20 protein-coding genes are annotated in these 24003 nt (G+C 66.3%); 11 read left to right on the top strand and 9 right to left on the bottom strand.

The features are described 5' to 3' along the window. Positions 1 to 63 precede the first annotated feature (63 nt). The 3 genes from GRI40_RS03640 (at position 64) to GRI40_RS03630 (ending at position 4672) form a co-directional block, all read left to right on the top strand. Positions 64 to 1086 carry a helix-turn-helix transcriptional regulator gene (locus GRI40_RS03640; protein ID WP_160610082.1) on the top strand — a complete coding sequence of 341 codons (1023 nt, stop codon included), beginning with the start codon at positions 64 to 66 and terminating at the stop codon, positions 1084 to 1086. A gap of 65 nt (positions 1087 to 1151) precedes the next feature. Next, positions 1152 to 2306 (top strand): LLM class flavin-dependent oxidoreductase, encoded by a 1155-nt coding sequence (locus tag GRI40_RS03635; protein ID WP_160610081.1) that lies wholly within the window; start codon positions 1152 to 1154, stop codon positions 2304 to 2306. Positions 2307 to 2389: 83 nt separating this feature from the next. After that, positions 2390 to 4672, top strand: a complete 2283-nt coding sequence (locus GRI40_RS03630; protein WP_160610080.1) for an arylsulfatase — start codon at positions 2390 to 2392, stop codon at positions 4670 to 4672. Positions 4673 to 4679: 7 nt separating this feature from the next. On the opposite strand, the gene GRI40_RS03625 is transcribed toward GRI40_RS03630, so the two are convergent. Genes GRI40_RS03625 through GRI40_RS03590 form a run of 8 tightly spaced genes read right to left on the bottom strand, consistent with a single transcriptional unit; the run spans position 4680 to position 13113 of the window. Beyond that, positions 4680 to 5603, bottom strand: coding sequence for a formylglycine-generating enzyme family protein (locus GRI40_RS03625; protein ID WP_160610079.1), 924 nt, complete (start codon positions 5601 to 5603; stop codon positions 4680 to 4682). Beyond that, positions 5600 to 6712 carry a Gfo/Idh/MocA family protein gene (locus tag GRI40_RS03620; RefSeq protein ID WP_160610078.1) on the bottom strand — a complete coding sequence of 371 codons (1113 nt, stop codon included), beginning with the start codon at positions 6710 to 6712 and terminating at the stop codon, positions 5600 to 5602. Before GRI40_RS03620 ends, GRI40_RS03625 begins: the two co-directional genes overlap by 4 nt. Continuing rightward, a complete protein-coding gene (locus tag GRI40_RS03615; protein ID WP_160610077.1) occupies positions 6709 to 7578 on the bottom strand; it encodes a sugar phosphate isomerase/epimerase family protein in 870 nt (289 codons plus the stop codon). The genes GRI40_RS03620 and GRI40_RS03615 overlap by 4 nt, the downstream gene beginning before the upstream one ends. Then, positions 7575 to 8792, bottom strand: coding sequence for a hypothetical protein (locus GRI40_RS03610; RefSeq protein WP_160610076.1), 1218 nt, complete (start codon positions 8790 to 8792; stop codon positions 7575 to 7577). Before GRI40_RS03610 ends, GRI40_RS03615 begins: the two co-directional genes overlap by 4 nt. Further along, the gene (locus GRI40_RS03605) at positions 8789 to 10024 is read right to left on the bottom strand and encodes a sulfotransferase family protein (RefSeq protein ID WP_337190482.1); all 1236 of its coding nucleotides are present in this window, start codon (positions 10022 to 10024) and stop codon (positions 8789 to 8791) included. The genes GRI40_RS03610 and GRI40_RS03605 overlap by 4 nt, the downstream gene beginning before the upstream one ends. Continuing rightward, on the bottom strand, positions 10017 to 10787 hold the full coding sequence (locus GRI40_RS03600) for an SDR family NAD(P)-dependent oxidoreductase (RefSeq protein ID WP_202390130.1): 771 nt from the start codon (positions 10785 to 10787) through the stop codon (positions 10017 to 10019). The genes GRI40_RS03605 and GRI40_RS03600 overlap by 8 nt, the downstream gene beginning before the upstream one ends. A 14-nt stretch (positions 10788 to 10801) precedes the next feature. After that, entirely contained in the window at positions 10802 to 12334 is a 1533-nt protein-coding gene (locus GRI40_RS03595) for a FadD3 family acyl-CoA ligase (protein ID WP_160610074.1), read from the bottom strand. 5 nt (positions 12335 to 12339) lie between these two features. Beyond that, positions 12340 to 13113 (bottom strand): SDR family NAD(P)-dependent oxidoreductase, encoded by a 774-nt coding sequence (locus GRI40_RS03590; protein ID WP_160610073.1) that lies wholly within the window; start codon positions 13111 to 13113, stop codon positions 12340 to 12342. A gap of 138 nt (positions 13114 to 13251) precedes the next feature. Here GRI40_RS03590 and GRI40_RS03585 point away from each other — a divergent pair, with 138 nt between their 5' ends. From GRI40_RS03585 to GRI40_RS03550, 8 genes are all read left to right on the top strand, one after another. Further along, positions 13252 to 14013, top strand: coding sequence for an SDR family NAD(P)-dependent oxidoreductase (locus tag GRI40_RS03585; RefSeq protein ID WP_160610072.1), 762 nt, complete (start codon positions 13252 to 13254; stop codon positions 14011 to 14013). An 88-nt stretch (positions 14014 to 14101) separates the two neighbouring features. Further along, positions 14102 to 14974 (top strand): SDR family NAD(P)-dependent oxidoreductase, encoded by an 873-nt coding sequence (locus GRI40_RS03580; protein ID WP_160610071.1) that lies wholly within the window; start codon positions 14102 to 14104, stop codon positions 14972 to 14974. Positions 14975 to 14981: 7 nt separating this feature from the next. Further along, positions 14982 to 16571, top strand: coding sequence for an AMP-binding protein (locus GRI40_RS03575; RefSeq protein WP_160610070.1), 1590 nt, complete (start codon positions 14982 to 14984; stop codon positions 16569 to 16571). Continuing rightward, entirely contained in the window at positions 16538 to 18241 is a 1704-nt protein-coding gene (locus GRI40_RS03570; protein WP_237488989.1) for a class I adenylate-forming enzyme family protein, read from the top strand. Before GRI40_RS03575 ends, GRI40_RS03570 begins: the two co-directional genes overlap by 34 nt. Further along, positions 18241 to 19113: an amidohydrolase family protein gene (locus tag GRI40_RS03565; RefSeq protein ID WP_160610069.1), complete on the top strand. Its 873-nt coding sequence runs from the start codon at positions 18241 to 18243 to the stop codon at positions 19111 to 19113. Before GRI40_RS03570 ends, GRI40_RS03565 begins: the two co-directional genes overlap by 1 nt. A gap of 2 nt (positions 19114 to 19115) precedes the next feature. Then, the gene (locus GRI40_RS03560) at positions 19116 to 20222 is read left to right on the top strand and encodes a Rieske 2Fe-2S domain-containing protein (RefSeq protein WP_237488988.1); all 1107 of its coding nucleotides are present in this window, start codon (positions 19116 to 19118) and stop codon (positions 20220 to 20222) included. Continuing rightward, on the top strand, positions 20219 to 21727 hold the full coding sequence (locus tag GRI40_RS03555) for an amidase (protein ID WP_337190481.1): 1509 nt from the start codon (positions 20219 to 20221) through the stop codon (positions 21725 to 21727). The genes GRI40_RS03560 and GRI40_RS03555 overlap by 4 nt, the downstream gene beginning before the upstream one ends. Next, entirely contained in the window at positions 21724 to 23148 is a 1425-nt protein-coding gene (locus tag GRI40_RS03550; RefSeq protein ID WP_160610068.1) for an MBL fold metallo-hydrolase, read from the top strand. The genes GRI40_RS03555 and GRI40_RS03550 overlap by 4 nt, the downstream gene beginning before the upstream one ends. 7 nt (positions 23149 to 23155) lie before the next feature. On the opposite strand, the gene GRI40_RS03545 is transcribed toward GRI40_RS03550, so the two are convergent. After that, positions 23156 to 23923: an SDR family NAD(P)-dependent oxidoreductase gene (locus GRI40_RS03545; RefSeq protein ID WP_237488987.1), complete on the bottom strand. Its 768-nt coding sequence runs from the start codon at positions 23921 to 23923 to the stop codon at positions 23156 to 23158. Positions 23924 to 24003: the final 80 nt, after the last annotated feature.

Raw genomic sequence — 24003 nt, 5'->3', positions numbered from 1 at the left:
GCGCTTTTCGGCGGACTCGCCTCCAGCGATCCGTGGGATGAATTCCTGTTGGCGGTTCGCGGGATGCTCGATGCCGAATTCGCCACGCTGATCCTGACGCCGCCCGGCGCCACGCGTCCGGGGCAAATCCTCACGCCCGGCGCGCCGGCGGCCGAGGTGGAGCGCTACACGGCGGAATTTTTCCGCGACGATCCCTTCACCGGGCTGCCGGAAGGCGAAGTCGTTGCCTATCACGAATTCTTGGGCGCGCGCGCGACGGAGGCGAGCGACTACAACCGCTGGCTTGCCGAACATTCGACTCACCGCGTGCTCGGCGTGGATATGCGTTCGGGCACCGGGTTCGAGGCGCGGCTGCGCATCACCCGCACCCGCGGCGTCGACTACCGCCGCGACGAGGTCGCCGCACTGCAGCGACTGGTGCCGCATGTCCGAAACGCGCTGGCGATCTACCAGGCGCTGGAGTCCAACCGATCGGAGCACGCGGTGTTCTCGGGTGCGATCGAGCAGCTCGCGGTGGGGATCGTCGTCCTCGATCACGACGGTCGCATCGTGCGCAGCAACGCGGTCGCCGACGCCATCCTGGCGCAGGGCGACGGCGTGGCCTGCAGCGACGGGCGGCTCCGTTTTGCCGAGGCGGACAATCGAACGGCTCTCGACGCCGCGCTGGCCGAGGCGCGAACCGGTGTCGGCAAACGCGTTGCGCCGATCGCAATCCTGCGGATCGGGCGTCCATCGGGTCGCCGCGATTATGGCGTGGCCATCCACCGGCTCGCGACGCCCCCTTTCATGCGCACGGGGTCTACCCCCGCAGTGACCCTGATGATCAGCGATCCGGATCGCCCCGTGCTGGCTGATATCGCCGCGTTGCGGCAGCGCTTCGGCCTCACGCACAAGGAAGCGCAACTGGCGGGCGAGCTTGCGGCGGGACTGTCCCTCGACGAAGCGGCGGCGCGGCTCGGCATCGCGCGCAATACCGCCCGTTCGCACTTGCGCGGCCTGTTTGCGAAGACGGGCGCGTCGCGGCAGGGTGAGCTCGTGCGGCTGGTCCATTCCAGCCTGCCGGGGCTCGGAGGCCAGGAAAACTGATCCGTTCGGACGAGGCGGCGGTCCGCACACCATGCGAAGGTGCGCGCCATTTGGGAGAGCAAGCAATGAAGTTTTCGATCATCTACGAAGCGCAGATGGTGGACACCAGTCGGGCGAACGAGCAGGCCGTGTTTCTCCAGATCGTCGAACAGGCCAAGCTTGCCGAGGAGATGGGCTTCGACTGCATCTGGTGCGTCGAACATACCGCGCTGACCCAGTACGCGCACATGTCCGCGCCCGAGACGGTGCTGGCGTTCATCGCCGGGGCGACCAGCCGCATCCACGTGGGCCACGGCGTCGTTTGTCTGCCCCCCGCGATGAACCATCCGGTGAAAGTCGCCGAACGGATCGCCACGCTCGACATCCTCAGCCAGGGGCGGGTCCACTTCGGCGTGGGCAAGGGCGGCACGCAGCAGGAGGCGGGGACGTTCGGCTACGACCTGAACGAGCTTCAGCCGATGATCGATGAATCGATGTACCTGATCCCGAAGATCATGGTGCAGGACGAAATCGAGCACGACGGGGAATACATCAAGATTCCGCGGCGTCCGATCCATCCCAAGCCGTTTCAGGACCCGCACCCGCCGATGTATCTCGCCTGCACGCGCGAAAACACGCTGATCGCGGCCGGCAGCCGCGGGATCGGCGCGCTGGTGCTCGGCTTCTCCGGCCCCGACGAAATCGCCAAGAAGAACGCGATCTACCGCGAGGCCTTCCGCAACCGGAAGGCCGAGGACCAGGTCGGCTTCCGCCCGAACGAGCACCTCGCCGCCCTGTGCGCCGCGACGGTGCTCGACGACCGCGAGAAGGCGCGCAAGATCGGCTTGCGGGGCCAGCGCTTCTTCGCCGAATCTATCGCGTATTGGTATCAGGGCGGCCCGAAGCCGACGGTCGACGAGAACCTCTCCGCCGACGAACAGGAAGCGATCCTGGCCGAGGAGAAGAAGCAGGTCGTCGCATACCTTTCCGAAGAAGCGATCCCGGTGGGTGACGAACACCTGTCGAACTACACGGTCGCCCAGGATGCTTACGGCACGCCCGACGATTGCATCCGGTATGTCCAGCGCCTGATCGACGCCGGGGCGGACGAGATTCTCTTCATTTTCCAGATGGGCGGCATTCCGCACGACGTGATCATGGAGACGATCCGCAACATCGGCGAAAAAGTCATTCCGCACTTCCGCGCGCAGCAGACACGGCCGGACGCCGCCGCGCGATAGGAAAGCCGGGGCATCCTATTGCGCGTAGCAATCCGCCCGCTATGGTGCGCAGACACGATAAGAATTCGCGCATGGAGGGGTGAATGCGTATTTCCAGGCTGCTGATGGCAACGTCTCTCGTTTTGACCGGGGCGCCGCTAGTGGCGCAGCAGACCGCAGCGGCGCCTGCGCAATCCAGTCCCTACGTGACCAAGGCGCCCGACGGCGCGCCAAACATCGTGATCGTACTGCTGGACGATGTCGGATTCGGATCGACCTCGACATTTGGCGGGCCTGTCGCGACGCCGGCGCTCGACACGCTGGCGGAGCAAGGGCTGCGCTACAATCGGTTCCACACGACGGCGATCTGCTCCCCGACGCGCGCGTCCTTGCTCACCGGCCGCAACCCGCACGCCACCGGCGTCGGTGCGGTCGCCAACACTTCCGACGGCCGCCCGGGTTACAGCGGGTATCATTCGGCCGACACCGCGACCATTGCCCGGATCCTGCGCGATCGCGGTTACAACACGGCGATGTTCGGCAAATGGCACCAGACGGGTGACTGGGAAATCTCGCAGAGCGGCCCCTTCGACCGATGGCCGACCGGGGAGGGCTTCGAACGGTTCTACGGCTTCCTGGGCGGTGAGACGGATCAGTTCGAGCCAACGCTGTATGAAGGCACCAGGCCGACCATGCGCCCGGCGGTCGAGAATTATCACCTGACCGAAGATCTTGCGGACAAGGCCGTCGAATGGCTCCGCGCCCAGCAATCGACGAGGCCCGACAAGCCGGTCCTCCTGTATTTTGCGCCCGGAGCCGCGCACGCGCCGCTCCAGGCGCCGCGCGACTGGATCGACCGGTACAAGGGGAAGTTCGACCAAGGCTGGGACAAGCTTCGGGAGGAGATCTTCGCGCGGCAGAAAAAGCTGGGCGTCATCCCCAGCAATGCGACGCTCTCCGCGCGCGATCCGCAACAGCCCGCATGGGACGCGCTGACGCCCGACCAGAAGCGCGTGGCGGCACGTTTGATGGAAGTCTACGCGGGCTTCCTCGCGCACACCGATGCGCAAGTGGGCCGGCTGGCTGAGGCGTTGCGGGCGCAGGGGGAATTCGACAACACGCTGTTCATCTACGTCGTTGGCGACAACGGTGCGTCGGGCGAAGGCGGACTGCTGGGCAGCGCGAGCTACATGGGCGCGATCCAGGGAATGCCCGAGACGGACGCGATGCGGCTGGCGCAGATCGACAAGCTGGGCGGGCCGGAAACATACGCCCATATCCCCGCAGGCTGGGCCTGGGCGATGGACGCGCCTTTTCCGTGGATGAAGACGGTCGCCTCGCACCTCGGCGGGACGCGCAACGGCATGGTCGTCACCTGGCCCGCGCGAATTACCGACAAGGGCGGGGTGCGCAGCCAGTTCGGCCACGTGAACGACATCGTGCCCACCATTCTGGAGGCGACGGGCATTCCGGCCCCTGCCGAAGTGGGCGGGGTGGCGCAGAAGCCGATGAACGGGACAAGCCTGATCTACAGCTTCAACGACGCGAAGGCGCCCGAACGCCACACGACCCAGTATTTCGAAGTGTTCGGGCATCGGTCAATCTATCACAACGGCTGGATGGCGTCGGCCTTCCACAGCCGCTTGCCATGGGCCGTGATGGGCTTCGGCAACAAGTCGTTCGAGGATGACAAGTGGGAGCTTTACGACCTGCGTAACGATTATTCGCAAGCGAACGACGTCGCTGCGAAATTTCCCGACAAACTGGCCGAGATGAAGGCGCTCTTCATGCAGGAGGCGGCCGCCAACCAGGTCCTCCCGTTGCAGAATGTCGATCTCACCCGGCCTAACGGGTTGCCGTCCCTTTCCGCCGGCCGAACGTCCGTGACCTATCACATGGGCGCCGTCGGGATACCCGAAGCCGCGCTGCCGCGGGTTTACAACCGTTCATGGTCCCTCTCCGCAACCGTGGACGTGACGGACGCGTCGTCGGGTGTCATCGCTGCGGTTGGCGGGTCGAGCGCGGGATGGTCGCTCTATCTCGATGCGGAACGGCGGCCGGTGTTCTCCTATCGCCTGTTCAATATCCAGCAGCTCGCCTTGCGCGGCGATGCCCCACTTGCGCCGGGCCAGCACGACCTTCGGATGGATTTCGACTACGATGGCTCCGGGTATGCCAAGGGCGGGCAGCTGTCGCTCAGCGCTGACGGGACGAAGGTTGCCGGGGGCCGACTGGTCGCCAGCCCGCCGGCGTTCTTCACCATCGACGAGACGTTCGACGTCGGGATCGATCGCGGTTCGCCGGTCGGTGACTACCCGGCGACCGCGGCGCTCGGATATCCGTTCGGCGGCGGCCAGATCGACAAAGTGACGATCGACCTCAAATAAGGGCGCGTCAAAGCGATCGCGCGCAACGGAATCCGACGTGCGAGGTGCTTGTATCGACCGGTTGGGCATAGCGCGCAGCCGGTCGGTAACGTTGGCAATAGTTCGCGGCGCACAAGTGCGATCCGCCTTTCAGAACGCGTCTGCCAATCGCCATATCCGGCGTGCAGGGATCGTGGCTTGTGCCTTCGTCACCGCCGCGCGGGTTGCGCGGGATGCAGCACGGGCTGGCTGACGGCGTTGCGTGGCGATCGGCGTACCAGTCGGCGGTCCATTCCCAGACGTTGCCGATCATGTCGAACAGGCCGAAGCCGTTCGCTGGAAAAGCCCTGACCGGCGAGGTGCGGGCGAACCCGTCGGTCAGGAGGTTCTGGTGCGGGAATTCTCCCTGCCAGTAGTTAGCCTGCGGCTTTCCTCCGGGCTCGAATTCCCGCCCCCAGGCGTAATCGTTGCGATCGAGGCCGCCGCGCGCGGCGAATTCCCATTCCGCTTCGGACGGAAGCCGTTTGCCGGCCCAGGTTGCATACGCTTCCGCGTCGGCAAGGGCGATGTGCACCACCGGATGATCCGCCAACCCCGCAAGATCGCTGCCCGTGCCATACGGACGGCGCCAGTCCGCGCCGAATTCGAAGCCCCACCAGGCGAACGGATCGGCAAGACCGGTCCTCTCGCGCGGCGGGGTGAATACGAGCGAACCCGCACGCGCCATTTCGGGCGGCATGCCCGGGTAGTTGGCCGGATCGGGGGCGGTTTCGGCAAAGGTGACGTACCCGGTGTCTGCCACGAACGCCGCAAACTGGTCGTTCGTCACCGGGGTCAGGTCGATTTCGAACGGATCGACTTCGACCTCGTGTGCCGGGCCTTCCTCGGGGTAATGGCAGTCCGATCCCATCCAGAACCGTCCGCCCGGAACACGCAACATTTCGCCCATCATGGGTTCGCGTTTACGTCCCGCCACTGTCTTGCGCGAGCGGAATCGCGGATCGCGTCGAGCACGGCCTGGCCCTTGACCGCGTCGTCGAACGTCGCCGCCCGCTCTGGCAGCGCAGGTTCGCGACCGGCGATCTTCTCGGCCATTTCGGCGAACAGACGTGTGTAGGGCGGCACATCGAAACCCATGGTGTGCCAACGGTCCATTTCCGTCTGGACAAGTTCGCTGACCGGAAAGGGAGTCGGCGGCGCGTTGACCAGTTCGGCGGGCATCGGCACCTGCCGTTCGCCCGACGCGTCGGCCAGCCAGACTTCTTCCGGGTCGCCGTAGTTCGGCCCGCTCTGGATCCACGCGCCGCCCCGGGTGCCGGTTACCTTTGTTGCCATGACGAACCCGCTGCGCGATTCCTGCGCGGCGACGATCGTGCCCATGACGCCGCTGCCCGTTTCGAACTGGACGGAATAGCAATCGTCCGCGGTGCGCTGGGGGCGCCCGGGCGCCAGCACCTGCAACTGGCCGGACACCCGCGCGATCGGCCCGAACATGTAATCGACCTGGTCGAACATGTGGCTTCCGAACGCGCCGAGAAAACCGCCTCCCTGGCTCGCGTCCTCCCACCAGTCCGCTACCGGTTCGTCCGGCGAAAGGTTGCCGGGCTGGTGATAGATGCGCAGGAAGTGAAGGGGATCGCCGATGGCGCCCGACTGCACGACACGGCGAAGCAGCGCCTGGGCGCTGTCGAACCGGAATTCCGCGCCAAGCATGTGGATGACGCCCGCGGCATTCGCAGCGTCGCGCATTTCGCGGGCCTGCGCTGCATCGCGCGCGAACGGCTTCTCGCACACGACGTGCCGCCCGGCCGCGATCGCCTGCATGACGGGCGCGTAGTGCGCGTGCGGCGGCGTCGCGACAGTGACCAGGCCGACGGCGGGATCCGCCAGGGCCTCGTCGAGGCTGTCCGTCGCAAGCGGGATCGCAAGCGGCGCGGCGCGTTCCGCCGTTCGCGTACGGTCGCGGCCGACGATCGCGCGCACTTCGATCCCGGCGTCGCGCAGTGCGCGCACGTGCGTGAACAGGCCGAAACCCGTCCCGACGACGACAGCGCCAATCATGCGTCCACTCCAGACAAGGCGAGGCAGTAATCGAGCCCTTCGGCACTGCGGCGCGCAAGCTCGGGGAAGGGGAGCGCGGAAAGTTCGGCCGAGAACACCTCGATCCCGGCAGGCGCGGTGGTTCCGGTTGCGGCGAGCGCCTGCATCAGACCCTTGAGGTCGAACGCGCCGTCACCGGGCATGGCGCGGATCATCATGTCGGCAAAGGCATCGTCGGTCGCCGGCGTCGCCGCCGCATCGTTCATCTGCCAGGACGAGATCAGTTCCGGCGGCACGCGCGCCATATCCTCGAGGGACGATCCTGCCCGGAAGAAATGGTAGCTGTCCACCAGCATTCCGGCGTTCGTGCGGTCTGCTCGCTCGAGGACCTCTTGCGCCTGCGCGACGGTGCGCACGCAGCCGGTGGGCACGAATTCCAGGGTGACGTCGAGGCCATGGTCGGCCGCCACGTCGCAGACCTTTGCGAAATGCTTCGCGACCTCGGGTGCGTCGAAGGGCAGGCCGAACAAGTCGGCGACCGTGACCGCCGCGGAACCAAGATCGGCGGCGGTCCGGCACACCCGCTCGGCCGTCCCATCGAGCATCGCCACGGCCATCTCGCGCGGGAGCAGCGGGGTGTCCGCGCTCTGGCCGGGCATCCAGTTGCCCACGATTTCCACGTTCGAGAGCGTGAGCCCGGCGTCGGCGATCATGGTCTTGAGATCGTCGCAGCCGAGGCCAAGGCTGCGCGCGGCGACGATGTCGGATGCGAACAGGGTGACGGCCGTGAACCCCGCATCGCGCGCCGCGGGGTAGCGCTCGGTCACGGGCGTGCCCTGACAGGTGCCTGCATAGAGAATTCTCTCTCGGGGCTTGAGCGTTCTCATTCGGCGACTTCTCCGCTGAGAATGGGTTCGATCGCAGCGAGCGCGCTCTCGCCGTGCGCCGCAAGCTGCGCGAGCGGAACCCGCCGGAGCGATACGGCAGGCGGCGCGCCCCGCGTGCCGATGAGGCGCAAGCTCATCCCCCCGTGGACATGGCCGAATGGCGAGATCACATTGCCGCAGATTCCCGGATCGGTGCCGGTGACGATAATCCGCACCGAACCGTCCGCGTTCAACCGTGCGGTGTACTTGGTGACGTAGCCGTCGCCCTGTTCGTAGTTGTCGAGGTTTTCCTGCCAGATGGAGCAAAGCTGGAAGATCCAGTAATCGCACGCGCTGGGCATGAAATCGATCACCAGCGCCTCGTCAGGCTGGCATTCCCATGCACCGAAGCCGTGATGGCGATCCGGCACGCCGCCGTTGGAGAAATAGACTGCGCGGTCGAACCGGATGCGGTTGGGCCGCTGGCCGAGGTTCGCCTGCCACCACCGCCGCACGAGTTCGCCGTAACCGAGCACAGTCTGGCCCGCCTTCGCGAGGCCGTCCGCCACCTCGCCCGGCGTGACGGCGCGCGGGGCAGGGCTGTCGATGCGTTCGATGGCAAACTGCGGCGCGGCCGTATTGGCCCGGTCGTGATAGAGCGTGCGCACCAGCAGCCCGACGCAATCGGGCTGGATCGGCAGCCAGTCGGCAATCCCCTCGATCGGCGTTTGCGAAACCGCGATGGTGAAGTGGCCATCATCGTCGAAATGGACCTGGTCGGACGTGATGAAGCCGGTCGTCTGGTAAGCGGTCGGATCGAACCGGGTCAGGCCCGCGACGCCATCGGCGGCCCATGCGCGATCGCCCGGATGGCGCGGCTGGGTGGAATTCCAGCTCGCGATGACGAAATAAGGCAAGCCCCCGCGGTTGCCCCGGATGACGTAATCGTGGCTGCCATCGACAAATTCCGCGAGGAGGTGATCCTGGTCCGGCGACTGGAAGTTGATCGACTGGCGCCACGGCGTGTCGCGAAGGCGCGGATTATCGGGTTCGCAGTTCTCGAGAAACCGTTCCAGACCGTTGCGGGTGAGCCTTCCCAGGAAACGGTACCACTCCGCGCGGTCGAGTTCGTTGGCGTCTTCCCCGAACGCGTCGACGATGCGGCCCGCCGCCTTGAGGGAATCGCAGAAATCGTCCCACGCGGCACCGGCCAGCAAGCGTTCACGCCCGTTCATCGCACTTCTCGCGATACGCCGAACCGTTCGGTGTAGAAGGAAAAGCGATCCCACAGCGCATCGGGGTCGAGCCCGAAGTCGCCGCGCAGGTCATACACCACCTGGCCGTGCTTGCCGCGCGGGTTCGCTGCCAGGTGGCGTTCGATCCGCTGGCGGGCGGCGGGCGTCAGCTCGAGATCGGCCATCGCATAGATTCCCTCGATCGTGCCCAGCTGGTCGGCCATGTACGCGTCGAAGCGGACGTCGATCGCGCGGGGGAGGGCGTCACGGTCCGCCACGCATCGGCGCAGCAGGGCCTCGATCCGGTCGATCCAGTACGTCGCCAGCTCTACCAGGTCGACCGTCCGGCGGAGGCGGTCGCCATAGGCGATCATGGTGATCGCCGATTGCAGCACTGCGAGCGGATCGCGGTGCGTGATGACGACCGTCGCGTCGGGGTAAGTCGTCGCCACCGCGCGCAGGTTTTCCATGTGAGGCGGCGACTTCAGCACCCAGCGGTTCGGCCCGCGCGACCATGTCATGTATTGCAGGATGCGCCGGGCATAGGCGTAATGCGGCGCCTGATCGTGCGACAGGTAATAGTCGCGCCAGCGATACGGGCGGCTGACCCATTCCGGCAGGTAGCCCGAGAAGTCCGGCCCCAGCAGTTCCACGTCCTCGTGAATCCCGTCGGGCGCCATCTCGTGCATCGCGGGCATCAGCGGCAGCAGCGATTCGAACTGGCCCCACATGGCCACGCAGTCCGCCCTGCGCGGATCGCTCTCGGGCGGCGGCGCAGGCTCGCTGCGCGCGATCGGCTCCATCGATTCCCACAGCGTCATCGATCGCAGCCGGTCGTCGGCCGCCAGAAGGTTCACCAGGTGCGTGGTGCCGGAACGCGGGAGGCCCGCGATGAGAATCGGCCTGTCGATAACGACATCGGCGATCGCGGGATGCCGCTTCCAGGCGTCTTCGAAACGAAGCCGGGTGCTGGCCTGGCGGACGCAGTCGGCGAACAGGTTCGCGCGGCCGAGCGGGTTCAGACCGGTATCTTCGTCAAAACTTGCAAGCCAGATCCCTAGGCGTTCGCGAAAGTCGGCCGCGCCGAAATCCGAAAGGCCGGTCGCGACACGCGCCGCGTCGAGAACGGCTTCGGCATTCATCCGCACCGGCGGAACGGACGCGATCGCACCTTCGATTTCCGGAGTCAGCCGGGGTGCGGCCAGATCGTCGATCCGGATCGTTTCAACCACTGATCGTGTAGCCTCCGTCGACCATGATCGTCTGGCCGGTGATCCATGCCGCGGCGTCGCTGGCCAGGAACAGCACCGGTCCGGCGATATCGTCCGGCTTGCCCAGGCGGCCCAGCGGCGTGCGGGCGACGGACGGTTCCCGCCAGGCCGATCCTTCCGGGCTGAACACCGCTGCGGTCATCGCGGTTTCGACCAGGCCCGCCGCAACGACGTTCAGGCGAATACCGCTGGCACCCAGATCGACTGCGAGCCCGCGGGTCATGCCCAGCAGACCGGTCTTCCCCGCGCCGTATCCCAGGGTCACGGCGAGGCCCATGAAGCTGGTCACCGATCCGATGCCCACAACGCAGCCGCCACCGGCCCGCCCGGATGCGGCCAGCTTTCCAGCGAGCTTGCGGGTCAGGCGGTACGGGGCGGTCAGGTGAATGCGGACGGCCCTGGCGAACACATCCGGATCGCGTTCGTCCAGGCCCAGCGGGTAGAACGACATTCCTGCGTTGTTGACCAGCACGTCGCAAGCAGGGACAGCGTCCGCCACGGCATCGATGCTGCCGTCATCCTCCAGGTCGAGCGGGAGGTAGCGCATGCCGGAAAGGTCCGCATCGTATTCGTTCGCGCTTGCGCGGGTTCCGGTGACGGTCACATTCGCGCCGGCCTCGCGGAAGGCGGTCGCGATCGCGCGTCCGATGCCGCTGGTCCCGCCGGTGACGAGAATGTCCGCGCCTGCGTAATCGTAGCGGATCGATTGCCAGCCCACGTCCATCTCCCCGTTGCGGATTATCTGAGTTCCGTCTTGATCACTTTGCCCGAGGCATTGCGCGGCAGTTCGTCCACCACCACGAAACTGCGCGGGACCTTGTAGTTCGCCATGTTGGCGCGCGACCAGGCGATGAGATCCTCCTCGCCAGCGCTGGCACCGGGGCGAAGGACGACGAACGCCTTGCCCACTTCGCCCATCCGTTCGTCGGGCACGCCGATTACGGCGCTCATCGAAATGGCGGGATGTTCGGCCAGCAGCTTCTCGATCTCCGCCGGGTAGCAGTTGAAGCCGCCGGCGATGAACATGTCCTTCTTGCGGTCGGTGATGCGCACATAGCCGTCGGCGTCCATCGTGCCGATGTCGCCGGTATGAAGCCACCCGTCCGCATCGATAGCCTCGGCCGTGGCATCCGGGTCATCGAGGTAGCCCAGCATTACCCCTTGGCCGCGGACCCGGATCTCGCCCGTTTCCCCGCGCGGCAGTTCCCGTCCGTCTTCCCCGGCGATAACGACCTCGTTGCCGGGGATCGCAGCGCCGCAAGTGGTGGCGATCCGGTCGATCGAATCCCTGGGGCGACAGGACGTGATGTTGACGCACTCCGTCATCCCATAGGCGGTGACGATATCGCGCAGGCCCAGTTCGGCAATGGTGCGCTGCACCAGCACCGGTGGCACGGTCGCCGCACCGGTTGTCCCGCCGCGCAGCGACGCGCAGTCGAATGGCCGTGCCTGCTTTTCATCCAGCAGCATCTGGAAGATCGTGGGCGGGCCGGGAAGGAACGCGATCCGGTGTTCCTCGATCATCCGTGCCGCCTGCCGCGCATCGAACTGTGCCATCGGGACGATCACCGCGCCCGCGATCAGGCACGCGACCCACCCGACCTTGAGCCCGAAGGAATGGAAGAACGGATTGGCGATCAGGTACCGTTCGCCTTCGGCAAGGCCGGTATTGCCGATCCACACGCCCACCTGCGGAATGACCCGGCCATAAGTCATGAGCACGCCCTTGGGTGCGCCGGTTGTGCCGCTCGTGAAGATGATGTCGGACAGGTCGTCTGCCGACAGCGCCGCGAGCGCGGCATCAACCCGCGCCGGATCGACGTTGTTTCCGCCCCGGACGAAGGCGTCCCAGTCCGTGTCCATCAGGACAGTCGATTCCAGGGCGGGCAGGGCTTCGTCCGCCAGGAGCGCGGGATAGTCGATCCCCAGGAAATCGCGGACCGTGAACAACACGCGTGCGCGCGTGCGCCGCAGGATGTCGCCCGCCTCGCGCCCCTTGAGCCGGGTGTTGAGCGGGACGATGGCGGCGCCGCAGGTCATCGCGCCGACGGCCGCGACGATCCATTCGCGCGAATTGGGTGCCCATATCGCGACGCGGGCGCCCGGGCCGATGCCTTGCGCGATCAGCGCGGCCGCGGCCGTGCGGCATTGCTGCCAGAGGTGTTCGAAACTCCACGTCTCGCCGCGTTCGATCAGTGCGGGCGCATCGCCCCAGCGAGCGGCCGCCGATTGCGCGGCGTGCGGGATCGTCGGGGGCAGCTGGTCCAGCATCGCGCTCAGGAAGGAATGTAGAGTTGCGCCGCCTTGCCGCCGTCGACCGGCAGGGCCACCCCGGTGATATAGCTCGCAGCGTCCGACAGCATGAACACGATCGCTTCCGCCAGCTCCTCCGGCTGGCCGCCGCGGCCCATCGGGATGGCGTCCGCCGTCTTTGCCGCGATCTCGGGCGCGGTGCGGGCGAAGTCCTCGGTCGCGGTGGTCTGGACCTGGCCCGGGACGATGGCATTGACGCGCACGCCCTTGCGCGCGCCTTCCATCGCGGCCACGGCGGTGAACTGGATCAGCGCCGCCTTGGAAGCCGAATAGCTGGCGTAATTGGCCATCGCGCGAATGCCGGTGGTGGAGGAAATGTTCACGATCGAACCTTTGCCAGCCTCGCCCATCACCTTCATCGCGGCCTTTGTGCCGATGAACACGGCTTCCGCATTGACCGCGAAATCCTTGCGCCAGTGATCGAGCGTGAGCTTGCCGATGGGGGCATAGTGAACCGACATCGCGTTGTTGACCAGCATGTCGAGCCGTCCGCGTTCCTCCGCGACCCGTTCGATGAGGGCGGTGAACGCGTCGAAGTCCGTCACGTCGAGCTGCACCGCCTCCACGCTGCCGCCTTCGCCTTCGATCCGGGCGCGGGCGGAATCCAGCGCGTCCTGGCGGCGGCCGCAGATGACCACGTGCGCGCCGCGGCGGGCGAGGAGTGCCGCCGTGGCAAGGCCGATCCCGTCACTCCCCCCGGTCACGATCGCGACGCGTCCGTTCAGGTCGTGGGCCATATCATACGCTCCTCTGGTGGTGTTTCGAGCGTCCATGCGCTGATAAGTTCGAGACGCAATTGACGCACCGTGCGGGCGTCTGTCAACCTGATGCGTAAATGTGACCGCTTCACATTTACGAATCTGCGGGGTGATAGGATGACGGACCTACGGGACAAGGTGGCGCTGGTCACGGGCGCCGGGCAAGGGGTGGGGCAGGGCATCGCCCTCGCGCTGGCCAATGCGGGCGCGGCGGTCGCGGTGTCCGGGCGCACCGCGGCCAAGCTGGAACAGACCTGCGACGCGATACGCGAACGTGGCGGCCGTGCCTTGCCCATTGCGGGGGATGTGAAGGATCCTGCCTCGCTGGGCGAGATGGTCGCGGCCGCCGTGGACGCTTTCGGCGGCCTCGATATCGTCGTGAACAATGCCCAGGAAGTGCCGCTCGGCACCCTGCTCGAAGTCACCGACGATGCGTTCGTCGCGGGGTTCGAATCGGGGCCGCTGGCAAGCTTCCGCCTGATGAAGCTGGCCCATCCCCATCTCGTCGCGCGCGGCGGGGGGACGATCATCAACCTGGCCTCGTCCGCGGGCATTCGCTGGGACATGACCGGATACGGCGCATACGCGGCGGTCAAGCAGGCCGTCCGTTCGTTGACGCGCGCCGCGGCAGCGGAGTGGGGACGCGACGGGATCCGTGTCCTGACCGTCGCCCCGCACGCCGAATCGCCCGGGCTGAAATGGTGGGTGGAAAACAATCCCGAGGAGGCGGAGGCTTTCTTCCGGACCATACCGCTTGCGCGGATCGGCCGGCTGGAAGAAGACATCGGGCGCGCTGTCGCCGCCCTGTGCGGGCCGGACCTGGCATACCTCACCGGGGCGACGATACCCCTGGACGGCGGGCAGGCGAATTTTGATTGAGTGCGTAGCGCGGTGCCGCTTTCCAATTCGCAAACCATCGTATATATGTCACTCAAACTAGAAAATGCGTCGCAGCAGGAGGGTGTGGATGATGGATAAAAAGGTGGCGCTCGTGACCGGCGCCAGCCGCGGCGCGGGGGCCGGCATTGCACGCGGCCTGGGTGAGCTCGGCTACACCGTCTATGTGACGGGCCGCACGACGGCGCCCGGCGATGCAAAGGGGTGGGACGGGAGCGTCCTGCCCGGCACGGTCGCGGAAACGGCGGCCGCCGTCACGGAACGCGGCGGCGAAGGGATCGCCGCCATCTGCGATCACGCCGACGACGCCCAGGTGGAGCGACTGTTCCAGCGCATCCGCGACGAACAGGGGCGGCTCGACCTGCTCGTCAACAACGCGGCGTATATCCATCATCAGCTCATCGAAAAGAAGCCGTTCTGGGAGAAAGAGCTCGACGCGCACAAGATCCTCGATGTGGGGCTGCGTTCGGCCTACATCGCGTCGTGGCACGCGGCCCGGATCATGGTGCCGCAAGGCAGCGGGCTGATCGGCATGGTGAGTTCGTTCGGCGCAAGCTGCTACATGCACGGCCCGGCCTATGGCGCGCAGAAGGCCGGTCTCGACAAGCTGGCCCACGACATGGAGCATGACTTGCGGGGGACCGGCGTGGCCGCTGTCTCCATCTGGCTTGGCCCACAAGTGACGGAGCGCGCCCTGATCGCACGCGAGGTCAATCCCGAGCAATACGAGGGCTTCATGGAGATGGCCGAGAACCCCGAGTTCACCGGCCACATCCTGGACGCGATCAGCCGCGCACCCAATCGTGACGAGCTGTCGGGCCAGACCCTCATCGGTGCAGAGGTCGCGCGCGAGTTGGGTGTGACGGACCGCGGGCGCGACCGTCCGTCGCATCGCGAGATGCTGGGCAGCCCCAACGCCAAGAATCCGGCGGCCGTTTACTGACCGGCAGATGGCGGGCCAGTTCCATCTCGCCGATCTGTTCGAAACGGTCGCGGCGACCGTCCCGGACCGCGTTGCCGTCATCTCCGATTCCGCGCGGCTGACATACGCCGAACTGAACGCGCGGTGTGACCGTATCGCGGGAGGGCTGTCGGCGCGGGGGATCGGGCGCGGCCACAACATCGGGCTCTATCTCCACAACGGGCCGGCGTACCTCGAAGTCTTCATCGCGGCGTGCAAGATCGGGGCGGTCCCGTTCAACGTGAACTACCGCTATCGCGCGGAAGAGCTGCGTTACCTGTTCGACAACGCCGATTGCGCGGCGATCGTGCACGGTGCCCAGTTTACGCCGACGGTTCGTGAGATACGCGGCGACATCCCGACGCTTCGTCTGGCCGTAGCGGTGCAGGATGGCTCCGGCGCGGATACGGCAGGCTCCGTCCCCTATGCCGATCTTCTCTCGGCAGAGCCGGCGGGACCCTACGAACGCTCCGAAGACGATTGCCTGATCTGCTATACGGGCGGAACGACCGGGCTGCCGAAGGGGGCGCTGTGGCCGCACCGTGCCTTCCTGTTCGCTTGCGCAGGAGGGGCCGGTTTCTTCAACCCGCACGGCGTGCTGGCGGAACCGGCCGGCATCGCGGATCGTGCGCGTGACGGGTATCCGCTGAAGATGTTCCCGCTCGCGCCGCTCATGCACATGGCGGCCATGTGGGCGGTGTGGTCCGGACTGTTGAACGGCCTCACGATCGTGCTGGACGAAGGCGCCGCGTTCGACGCGGAACGGATGCTGGACACGGCAGAACGCGAAGGCGTCAACCTGGTGCAGTTCGTGGGAGACGCAATGGCGGTCCCGTTGCGGGACGCGCTGCGCGCCAATACGGAGCGGTGGAACCTGGCCAGCGTGATGAACCTCGGTTCGGGCGGGGCCGTATTCTCGCAAAAGCTCAAGGACGAACTCAAGGAACTTGTCCCCAGCGCCAGCGTGACCGACGGCATGGGCGCATCGGAAACGGGCATCGCCGGGATGGCCGAAACGTCCGACGAAGGGGTGATGCGATTGCCGGCCGGGGAACACCAGCAGGTCATCGTCGATGGACGGATCGGCGAGGTTGGCGAAATCGGCTTCGTCGCGCGAAGCGGGAACACGCCGGTTGGATACTACAAGAACCCGAAGGCGTCGGCAGAGGTTTTCCAGGCCATCGACGGCCGGCTGTGGGCAGTATCGGGTGATGCCGCCCGGTTGGACCAGGACGGCAAGATCACCGTGTTCGGGCGCGGTTCTACTTGTATAAATACCGGGGGGGAGAAAGTCTTCCCGGAGGAAGTGGAGCAAGCGCTTCGTTCCCATCCGGCCGTGTTCGATGCAGTCGTGGTCGGCCAGGCTGACGAGCGCTGGGGTGAGCGGGTGGTCGCGGTCCTCTCGCCCCGCGCGGACGCCGCACGGCCGTCGCTGGAAGAGATCAGGAGTCATCTCCAGGCGGGGCTCGCCGGATACAAGCTGCCGCGCGCCTTGATCTGGGTGGACGAGGTGCGGCGATCGCCGGCGGGAAAACAGGATTACCAATGGGCGAAATCAGTGGCGGCACAAGCGGCATGAGCGGTGCGGTCGATCCTGTCCTCGCGGCGCTGACCGCTGCCGGCCAACCGTTCGAGATCGGCGAACGCGACGGGAGCCGCTGCTTCGTCAACATGCCCGCGGACCTGGGCGTGCTGATCGATGCGGCGCGCAGGCACGGCGACAAGACGTTCATCGTCGAGGGCGAAAGACGCCTGACGTTCGAGGATGTGTTCGCCTGGCGCGATCGGATCGCGCCGCAGCTCCGGATAGCGAAAGGCGATCGGGTCGCCATCTGCATGCGCAACCGTGCGGAATGGATCGTGGCCTTCATGGCGGCGGTCAAGGCGGGCGGCGTTGCCGCGCTGCTCAACAGCCGCGGCTCGCCTGACGAGCTTGTCGCCATGATCGAAGAAGTGACGCCGGCCGTGGTGATCGCCGACGCGGACCGGGCGGCGCGGCTGCGCGAAGGCGGATACGCCGGGCGGATCCTCGACCTCACCGCCGACGCCAACGCCGATGCCGATGGCGATGCCGGTGGCGCCTGGGGCAATGCCGGAGGTTCCCTGCCTGTCCAGCCCGCGGCGCCGGACGATCCGGCCGCGATCCTGTTCACTTCGGGGACCACGGGCCGCGTGAAGGGGGCCGTTCTCACCCACCGCGCCCTGACCACGGGCCTGCTTTCGATGCAGCTTTCCGGGGTCATGGTGCTGCACAACATGGCGCGCAAGCTGGGGGTGGAGCCTGAAACCCTGATGTCGCAGATGCCGCAGCAGGCGGTGCTCCTCGTCTATCCCCTGTTCCATATATCGGGCCTGGGCTCAGCGTTCCTTTCTCCGCTGTTTGCCGGATCGAAGATCGTCATCATGCGCCGCTGGGATGCGAACGAGGCGCTCCGGCTCATCCGGGACGAACAGATCACGATGTTCACCGGCGTGCCCACGATGCTCTGGGACCTGCTGAACACCGCCAGACTCGAAGACGCGGACCTGTCATCGCTGCGCAACGTGGCGTCGGGCGGGCAGGCGCTGCCGGTCAACTTGCTCCAGGCGATCCGCAATGTCTGCCCGGCCGCGCAGATGGGCACCGGTTACGGGATGACGGAAGCGTCGGGTGCGATCGCGCAGGCCGTGGGCGAAGATTTCGTGCGAAAGCCCGCCTCCGCCGGCCGCGTATTGCCCCTGGTCGACGTGCGGATCGAAGGGCCTGGGAGCGAGGCGCTGGCGGCGGGGCTGACGGGCGAGATACTCGTCCGCGGCGCGCAGACGATGCAGTGTTACTGGAACCATCCCGATGACACGGCCGCGGTCCTTTCCGAAGATGGCTGGCTGCGAACAGGCGACGTCGGCTACGTCGATGAAGAAGGCTATATCTTCATTGTCGACCGGACCAAGGACATGGTCATTTCGGGCGGCGAGAACATCTATTGCGCCGAGGTGGAGCGCGCACTCGGCGAATTGCCCGGCATCACCGAATGCGCGGCCTTCGGCATTCCGGACGAACGTCTGGGCGAATTGCTGGTCGCGGTGGTCGTGGGCGAAGGTCACAGCGAAGCATCCCTGATCGGCGACGTGGGGGAGCGGCTGGCCCGCTACAAGGCGCCCGGGCGGGTGGCTTTTTCAAGCGAGACCCTTCCGCGCAACGCGGTGGGCAAAATCGACAAGCGCGCGCTCAAGGCGCGATGGAACGAACTTATCGGAGGGCCCGCCTGATGGGGTATCCCAAGGACATCAAGATCATCGATTGCATGCTGGGCATTCCCGAAGCGGAAGAGCGCGGCGACTGGTACGCCAGCTTCCGGCCCCTGATAAAGGACGCGCAGACGCTGGAGCAGTTCGCGATGCCGGCGCAGTACATGTTCAAGGACATTCCGGAATCGGGGCAGCAGGCCGATTACATCCGCTGGACCGTCGAGCAGATGGACCGCTTCAACATCGAGCGCGCGCTGGTGGGGTGGAACGATAACGATACCTCGCGCCGGGCGAAGGAGATGTACGGCGACCGGTTCTTCTTCGACATGCCTTGCGATCCCAACAAGGGCATGGAGGAAGTCCGCCGCATCAAGCGGGTGCACTCCGAGGTCGGACTCTCCGCGATCAGCGTGTTTCCCAGCGGCACGCTGCCGCAAGTGGCGATCAACCACAAATACATGTTCCCGCTCTACGCCTGTGCGGTCGAGCTCGATATCCCGATCCTGCTCAACGTCGGGATTCCCGGCCCGCGCATCCCGATGGAGACGCAGAAGGTCGAACACCTCGACGAAGTGTGCTGGTTCTTCCCCGATCTCAAGATCGTCATGCGCCACGGCGCCGAGCCGTGGGAAGCGCTGGCCGTGAAGCTGATGCTCAAATGGCCGAACCTCTATTATTCGACCAGCGCGTTCGCGCCGAAGCATTATCCCAAGGCGATCATCGATTATGCCAACACCCGCGGCGCCGACAAGGTGATATACGCCGGGTATTTCCCGATGGGGCTCAGCCTCGACCGCATCTTTTCCGACATGGAGAACGTGCCGCTCAAGGACGAAGTCTGGCCCAAGTTCCTGCGTGAAAACGCGCGCAAGCTGTTCAAGCTCGGAGACTGACAATGGTCGAAGCCGATCCCAGAGATGCCCGTACCCCTCCTGTCGCCGTCTGGCAGGTTCTCGAGCGCATGAGCAAGGAGGAGCTGCTCGAATGGCGGCTCGCCGAACCTTCCAATCGCGCGTCGGTGGAGGAGCGCCGGCTCGATATCGGGTACCCGTTCGGCTGGTACGCGGCCATGCTTTCGAGCGAGCTGCAGACGGGCGAGGTCAAGCCGCTGCGCTATTTCTCCACCGATCTGGCGATCTGGCGCGGCGAGGACGGCCAGGTGCGGATGATGGAGGCTTATTGCAAGCACCTGGGGGCGCACCTCGGCCATGGTGGCAAGGTGGCCGGCAACCTGCTCGAATGCCCGTTCCACGCGTGGCGCTATGACGGCGAGGAAGGGGTGGTGAAGGAAATCCCCTATTCCCCGTCCATTCCGCCCCAGGTCAAGCGCAAGTGCATGCGCACATGGCACGTCGCCGAAGCGAACCAGGTGATCTGGTTCTGGTATCATCCCGAAGACATCGCGCCGCTCTACGATGTGAAGCACATTCCCGAGACCAGCGATCCGGCCTGGACGCCCTACGACGAAGCGAGCTGGACCGTCTGGGGCTCGCTTCAGAACATGGCCGAGAACGGCGTCGATTTCGCGCACTTCAAGTTCATTCACGGCACGGCGTCGATGCCGGAGGCGGAACTCGGCTGGGGGGAGTGGGATCGCACCGGCATCGTCCGCGCGAAGATGGGCACCCCCCGCGGCGAAGTGGACGGGACGATCACGTCGATCTCGAACGGGCCCGGGCAGGCATGGGTGCGGTTTACCGGCATCTGCGAGACGCTGCTGATCGCGTGCGTCACACCGGTGGAGCCCGATCGCATGCACGTGCGCTATTTCTACACCCAGCCACGCGAACAGGCTGAAGGCCCGATGGCGGGACTGGCGCGCGCGATCATCAAGGACGTCAACAAGCAGCTCGACCAGGACAAGGTCGTCTGGGACCGTCAGCAGTATCAGCCCAATCCCGTGATCTGCCAGGGTGACGGCCCCATCGCGCAGTTCCGCCGCTTCTACGCGCGCTACTACGCCGAAGGAGACGGCGTGCCGAAGTCGATGGTGGCGGCGTGAGCGCCACGCGCCGGCAGGTGATCGCGGGCGGGGCGGCGCTCGCGGTTGCGGGCGCGGCGGGGGCGAGGGAGAAACACATGGCGGTCCAACGGGATCAATTCTCGCAGCATGATGCGCTCGGCCTCGCGGAACTGGTCCGGAAGCGCGAAGTCAGCCCGGGCGAGCTGCTCGATGCGGCGATCGCCCGCACCGAGAAAGCGGACCCCAAATACAACTTCCTCGCCCGCGAGCACTATGACTTGGCGCGCAAGGCCATCGACGCCGGCCTGCCGCAAGGCCCGCTGACGGGCGTTCCGTGGCTGGTCAAGGATCTGAACACCTACATCGAAGGAACGGTGACCGGCCAGGGCAGCCGTTTCTACAAGAACAACGTCGGCACGGTGACATCGGAGATCGTGCGGCGCTACCAGCGCGCCGGGCTGGTGATCTTCGGTAAGACGACGACGCCCGAATTCGGCCTGACCGGGACCACGGAATCGATCGCGGAAGGCGCAACGCGGAACCCGTGGAACCCCGAACATATCGCCGGTGGATCGTCCGGCGGGGCGGCGGCTGCGGTCGCGGCGGGGGTGATCCCGGCTGCGCATGCGACCGACGGCGGTGGCTCGATCCGCATCCCTGCCTCGTGCTGCGGGCTGTTCGGCCTGAAGCCCAGCCGCGGCCGGACCCCGATGGGCCCGCTGCGCACGGAAGGCTGGGGCGGCCTCTCCATCCACCACGTCGTGAGCCGGAGCGTCCGCGACAGCGCGGCCTTGCTGGACGCGACGCGGGGGCCGGAGCCGGGCTCGCGCTATGCTGCGCCCACGCCTGAGCGGGCCTATCTGGCTGAGGTCGGCCGGGACCCGGGCAAGCTTCGCATCGCGCTGTGGCTGACCACGCCGGGCGGCACGCCGGTCGATCCCGAAGTGCTCGATGCCGCGCGCGCAACGGCCAGGCTGGCGGAAAGCCTCGGCCATCATGTCGAGGAAGCCGCCCCGAAGATCGATGCCGCGGCGGTGGGCCAGGCATCGTTCGTCCTCATGGGGGCGTCCGTCGCGGCGGAGCTGGACGACCGCGCCAAGGCGATGGGGGTCACGCTCGGCCCCGATCTGGTGGAGCCGGTCACGCTCGCGTTCCGGGAACTGGGCGCCAAGTTCCCGGCGACCGAATGGGTTCGCGGCAACAACGCCTTGCAGGCCGCGGCGGTCGAGCTGGCGCGGTTCATGGATAATTACGACGTGATCCTGTCGCCGACCATCGCGGTCGTGCCGCCGAAGCTTGGCACGATCCACCTTGCCCAGGATTTCCAGACCTTCATCAAGAACGTCACGCCGTTCACGCCGTGGACCGGATTGTTCAACCAGACGGGCCAGCCGAGCATGTCGGTGCCGCTCGGCATGTCGAAGACGGGGCTGCCGATCGGCAGCATGTTCACCGCGCGCTACGGAGACGAAGCGACGCTGTTCCGCCTCGCGGCACAACTCGAAAAAGCGCAACCATGGTTCGATCGGAGGCCTGCGGCATGAAGCGCCTGATCCTTGCTGCCGTGCTGTTTGCCAGCACGGCTAGCGCCCACGAGTTCGTCCCCAGCGAAGATGACAAGCTCGCCATGCAAGGGCGTGCGATCCTCGCGCGCGAGCACCCCGACGTCATGCGGCATCTGTCGCGAAACGACGGTTTCGGCGGGGCGTCCGCGCCCTTGATCGCGCGGCAGATGCTCAGCACCGCGCCGGAGGTCGTTGCCGAAGCCCGCGCGAAGATGACGGTCGAAAGCTACGGCACGCCCGGCAAGGGGTTGTGGTTGATACGCTTTCCCTACGTCAACGTTGCCGTTGTCGAGACGGGCGATCAACTTGTCCTGATCGATTCGGGCTATGCGTCCGTGGGCGAGGTGCTCAAGGATGTCCTCCCCACGCTGTCGCCCAAGCCGCTCAAGACGATCGTCCTCAGCCACGTCCACGTCGATCATGCCTATGGCGCCCGGGCCCTGATGGGCCTGACCCCGCGGCCGGACGTCATCGCTAGCGACGTGTTCCCGGCGATGATGGACAAGGAAATCCGCCTTGGCGGGTCCATCGGCCGGTTCAACAACCAGCCGCTCGCGCTCCAGCCGACAAGCCGCGACGATGTCGTCATGCCGAACATCACGTTCCGCGACCGCATGGAACGAACCATCGGCGGGGAGAAATTCGTGTTCATCCGCTCGCCCGGCGAAACGGAGGAGCAGATCTGGGTCTGGCTGCCCGATCGCAAGACGATTTTCACCGCCGATTACTACCAGGGTTTCCTGCCGAACGCCGGTAACGGCAAGCGGATCACGCGGCATATCACGGAGTGGGCCCAGGCCTTCCGCCAGATGGCGGCCCTTCAGCCGGAGCTCATGCTGCCGATGCACAACGCGGCGGTCAGGGGGAAGGGCGCTATCGGCGATGCGCTGACCCTCAATGCGCAAGCGCTCGAATGGATCGACAACTACGTGGTCGACCGTCTCAACGCGGGTGAGCGCAAGGACGTGATCGCGGCCAACGTGCCATGGCCGGAGAAGTTCGCGAAGGCACCGCTGCTCGATCCGGAGTACAACCGCCCGGCCGATATCGCGCGCATGGTCGCGCGGCGCTGGACGGGATGGTGGGACGACATCCCTTCGCACTTCGCGGCGCTGCCATACGAAGCCGAAGCGCGCGAGGCGGTGCGGCTGGCCGGCGGCGTGGAGGCGCTCGATACGCGCGCGCGGGAATTGCTCCCGACGCAGCCCATGCTCGCCGCCCGGCTCGCCGACTGGGCGCAATACGGCGCGCCCGACGATCCGCGGGCGTTGCGGCTCGCCATCGATGTCTATCTGGCGCGGCTGGCCGAGCCTGACATGCCTGTGCAGGAATCGACGATATATCTCGACGTGGCTGCCCGCGCCCGGGCCAGGCTCGCGGCGATCGAAGGCGCGCCCTGAGCCGTGCTCAGTCGCCCAGGTCGGGCGCCCAGGCGACACCGTTGATGTGCCCGCCGCCGTCGACGAACAGGGTATTGCCCGTAAGATAGCGCGCGTCCTCGCTCGCCAGAAAGGCGACCACCGGCGCGATGTCACTTTCCGGATCGCCCATGCGGCCCATCGGATTGGCCGCTTCGATCCGTTCGATCATGCCCGGCTGCTGCGACATGATCCGCCGCGCGGCGTCCGACATTGCGGCAGGGCAGACCACGTTGCAGGAAATGCCGTACCGGGCCCACTCGCGCGCGGCGGTGCGGGTCAGTGCGCGCAGCGCCTCCTTCGCGATGTTGTAGTCGGCGCTGCCCATGTGGGCGTTGACGCCGTTGAGCGAGGCCATGTTGATGATACGGCCCCAACCCCGACTCTTCATATGGGGCAGCGCAGCCTGCATCGACCACTTTGCGGCATGGACCCCGAAGCGCAGCGCGACATCCATCTGTTCGTCGGTCTTGCGTTCGATCCGGTCGACGCCGCTGCCGCGCCATGCGTTGTTGACGAGGATGTCGACGGCGCCGGCCTCGGCCATCATCCCGAGCAGGCTTTCCTTGTCGGTAACGTCGACTTCTATGAAGCGCGCCGTGCCGCCTGCCGCGTTGACCGCGTCGGCGCAGGCAGCGCCGCTGGCCGGGTCGAACTCGGCGACAATGACTTCGGCGCCGTCACGCGCGAGGCGATGCACGATCCCTTCGCCGATGCCGCTCCCGCCACCGGTGACCACCGCAGTGCGGCCAGACAATTTTCCCTGCAAGTCGCCTCCGTAGTTTCGCAATCACCGAATTCTCTTGAGGCATACTTGCGATTTGCGTATGAAAAGCA

The organism is Tsuneonella aeria, assembly GCF_009827495.1.
Classification (GTDB): Bacteria; Pseudomonadota; Alphaproteobacteria; order Sphingomonadales; family Sphingomonadaceae; genus Tsuneonella; species Tsuneonella aeria.
Note: the sequence above shows the minus strand (reverse complement) of the source record. Positions and strands in the feature narration are given on the sequence as shown.

What these genes read in the sequence shown, in the direction of transcription:
- GRI40_RS03640 (WP_160610082.1), top strand. Translation starts at nt 64, where the DNA reads ATGCTCGATGCCGAATTCGCCACGCTGATCCTGACGCCGCCCGGCGCC.
- GRI40_RS03635 (WP_160610081.1), top strand. Translation starts at nt 1,152, where the DNA reads ATGAAGTTTTCGATCATCTACGAAGCGCAGATGGTGGACACCAGTCGG.
- GRI40_RS03630 (WP_160610080.1), top strand. Translation starts at nt 2,390, where the DNA reads ATGCGTATTTCCAGGCTGCTGATGGCAACGTCTCTCGTTTTGACCGGG.
- GRI40_RS03625 (WP_160610079.1), bottom strand. Translation starts at nt 5,603, where the DNA reads ATGATGGGCGAAATGTTGCGTGTTCCGGGCGGACGGTTCTGGATGGGA.
- GRI40_RS03620 (WP_160610078.1), bottom strand. Translation starts at nt 6,712, where the DNA reads ATGATTGGCGCTGTCGTCGTCGGGACGGGTTTCGGCCTGTTCACGCAC.
- GRI40_RS03615 (WP_160610077.1), bottom strand. Translation starts at nt 7,578, where the DNA reads ATGAGAACGCTCAAGCCCCGAGAGAGAATTCTCTATGCAGGCACCTGT.
- GRI40_RS03610 (WP_160610076.1), bottom strand. Translation starts at nt 8,792, where the DNA reads ATGAACGGGCGTGAACGCTTGCTGGCCGGTGCCGCGTGGGACGATTTC.
- GRI40_RS03600 (WP_202390130.1), bottom strand. Translation starts at nt 10,787, where the DNA reads ATGGACGTGGGCTGGCAATCGATCCGCTACGATTACGCAGGCGCGGAC.
- GRI40_RS03595 (WP_160610074.1), bottom strand. Translation starts at nt 12,334, where the DNA reads ATGCTGGACCAGCTGCCCCCGACGATCCCGCACGCCGCGCAATCGGCG.
- GRI40_RS03590 (WP_160610073.1), bottom strand. Translation starts at nt 13,113, where the DNA reads ATGGCCCACGACCTGAACGGACGCGTCGCGATCGTGACCGGGGGGAGT.
- GRI40_RS03585 (WP_160610072.1), top strand. Translation starts at nt 13,252, where the DNA reads ATGACGGACCTACGGGACAAGGTGGCGCTGGTCACGGGCGCCGGGCAA.
- GRI40_RS03580 (WP_160610071.1), top strand. Translation starts at nt 14,102, where the DNA reads ATGATGGATAAAAAGGTGGCGCTCGTGACCGGCGCCAGCCGCGGCGCG.
- GRI40_RS03575 (WP_160610070.1), top strand. Translation starts at nt 14,982, where the DNA reads ATGGCGGGCCAGTTCCATCTCGCCGATCTGTTCGAAACGGTCGCGGCG.
- GRI40_RS03570 (WP_237488989.1), top strand. Translation starts at nt 16,538, where the DNA reads ATGGGCGAAATCAGTGGCGGCACAAGCGGCATGAGCGGTGCGGTCGAT.
- GRI40_RS03565 (WP_160610069.1), top strand. Translation starts at nt 18,241, where the DNA reads ATGGGGTATCCCAAGGACATCAAGATCATCGATTGCATGCTGGGCATT.
- GRI40_RS03560 (WP_237488988.1), top strand. Translation starts at nt 19,116, where the DNA reads ATGGTCGAAGCCGATCCCAGAGATGCCCGTACCCCTCCTGTCGCCGTC.
- GRI40_RS03550 (WP_160610068.1), top strand. Translation starts at nt 21,724, where the DNA reads ATGAAGCGCCTGATCCTTGCTGCCGTGCTGTTTGCCAGCACGGCTAGC.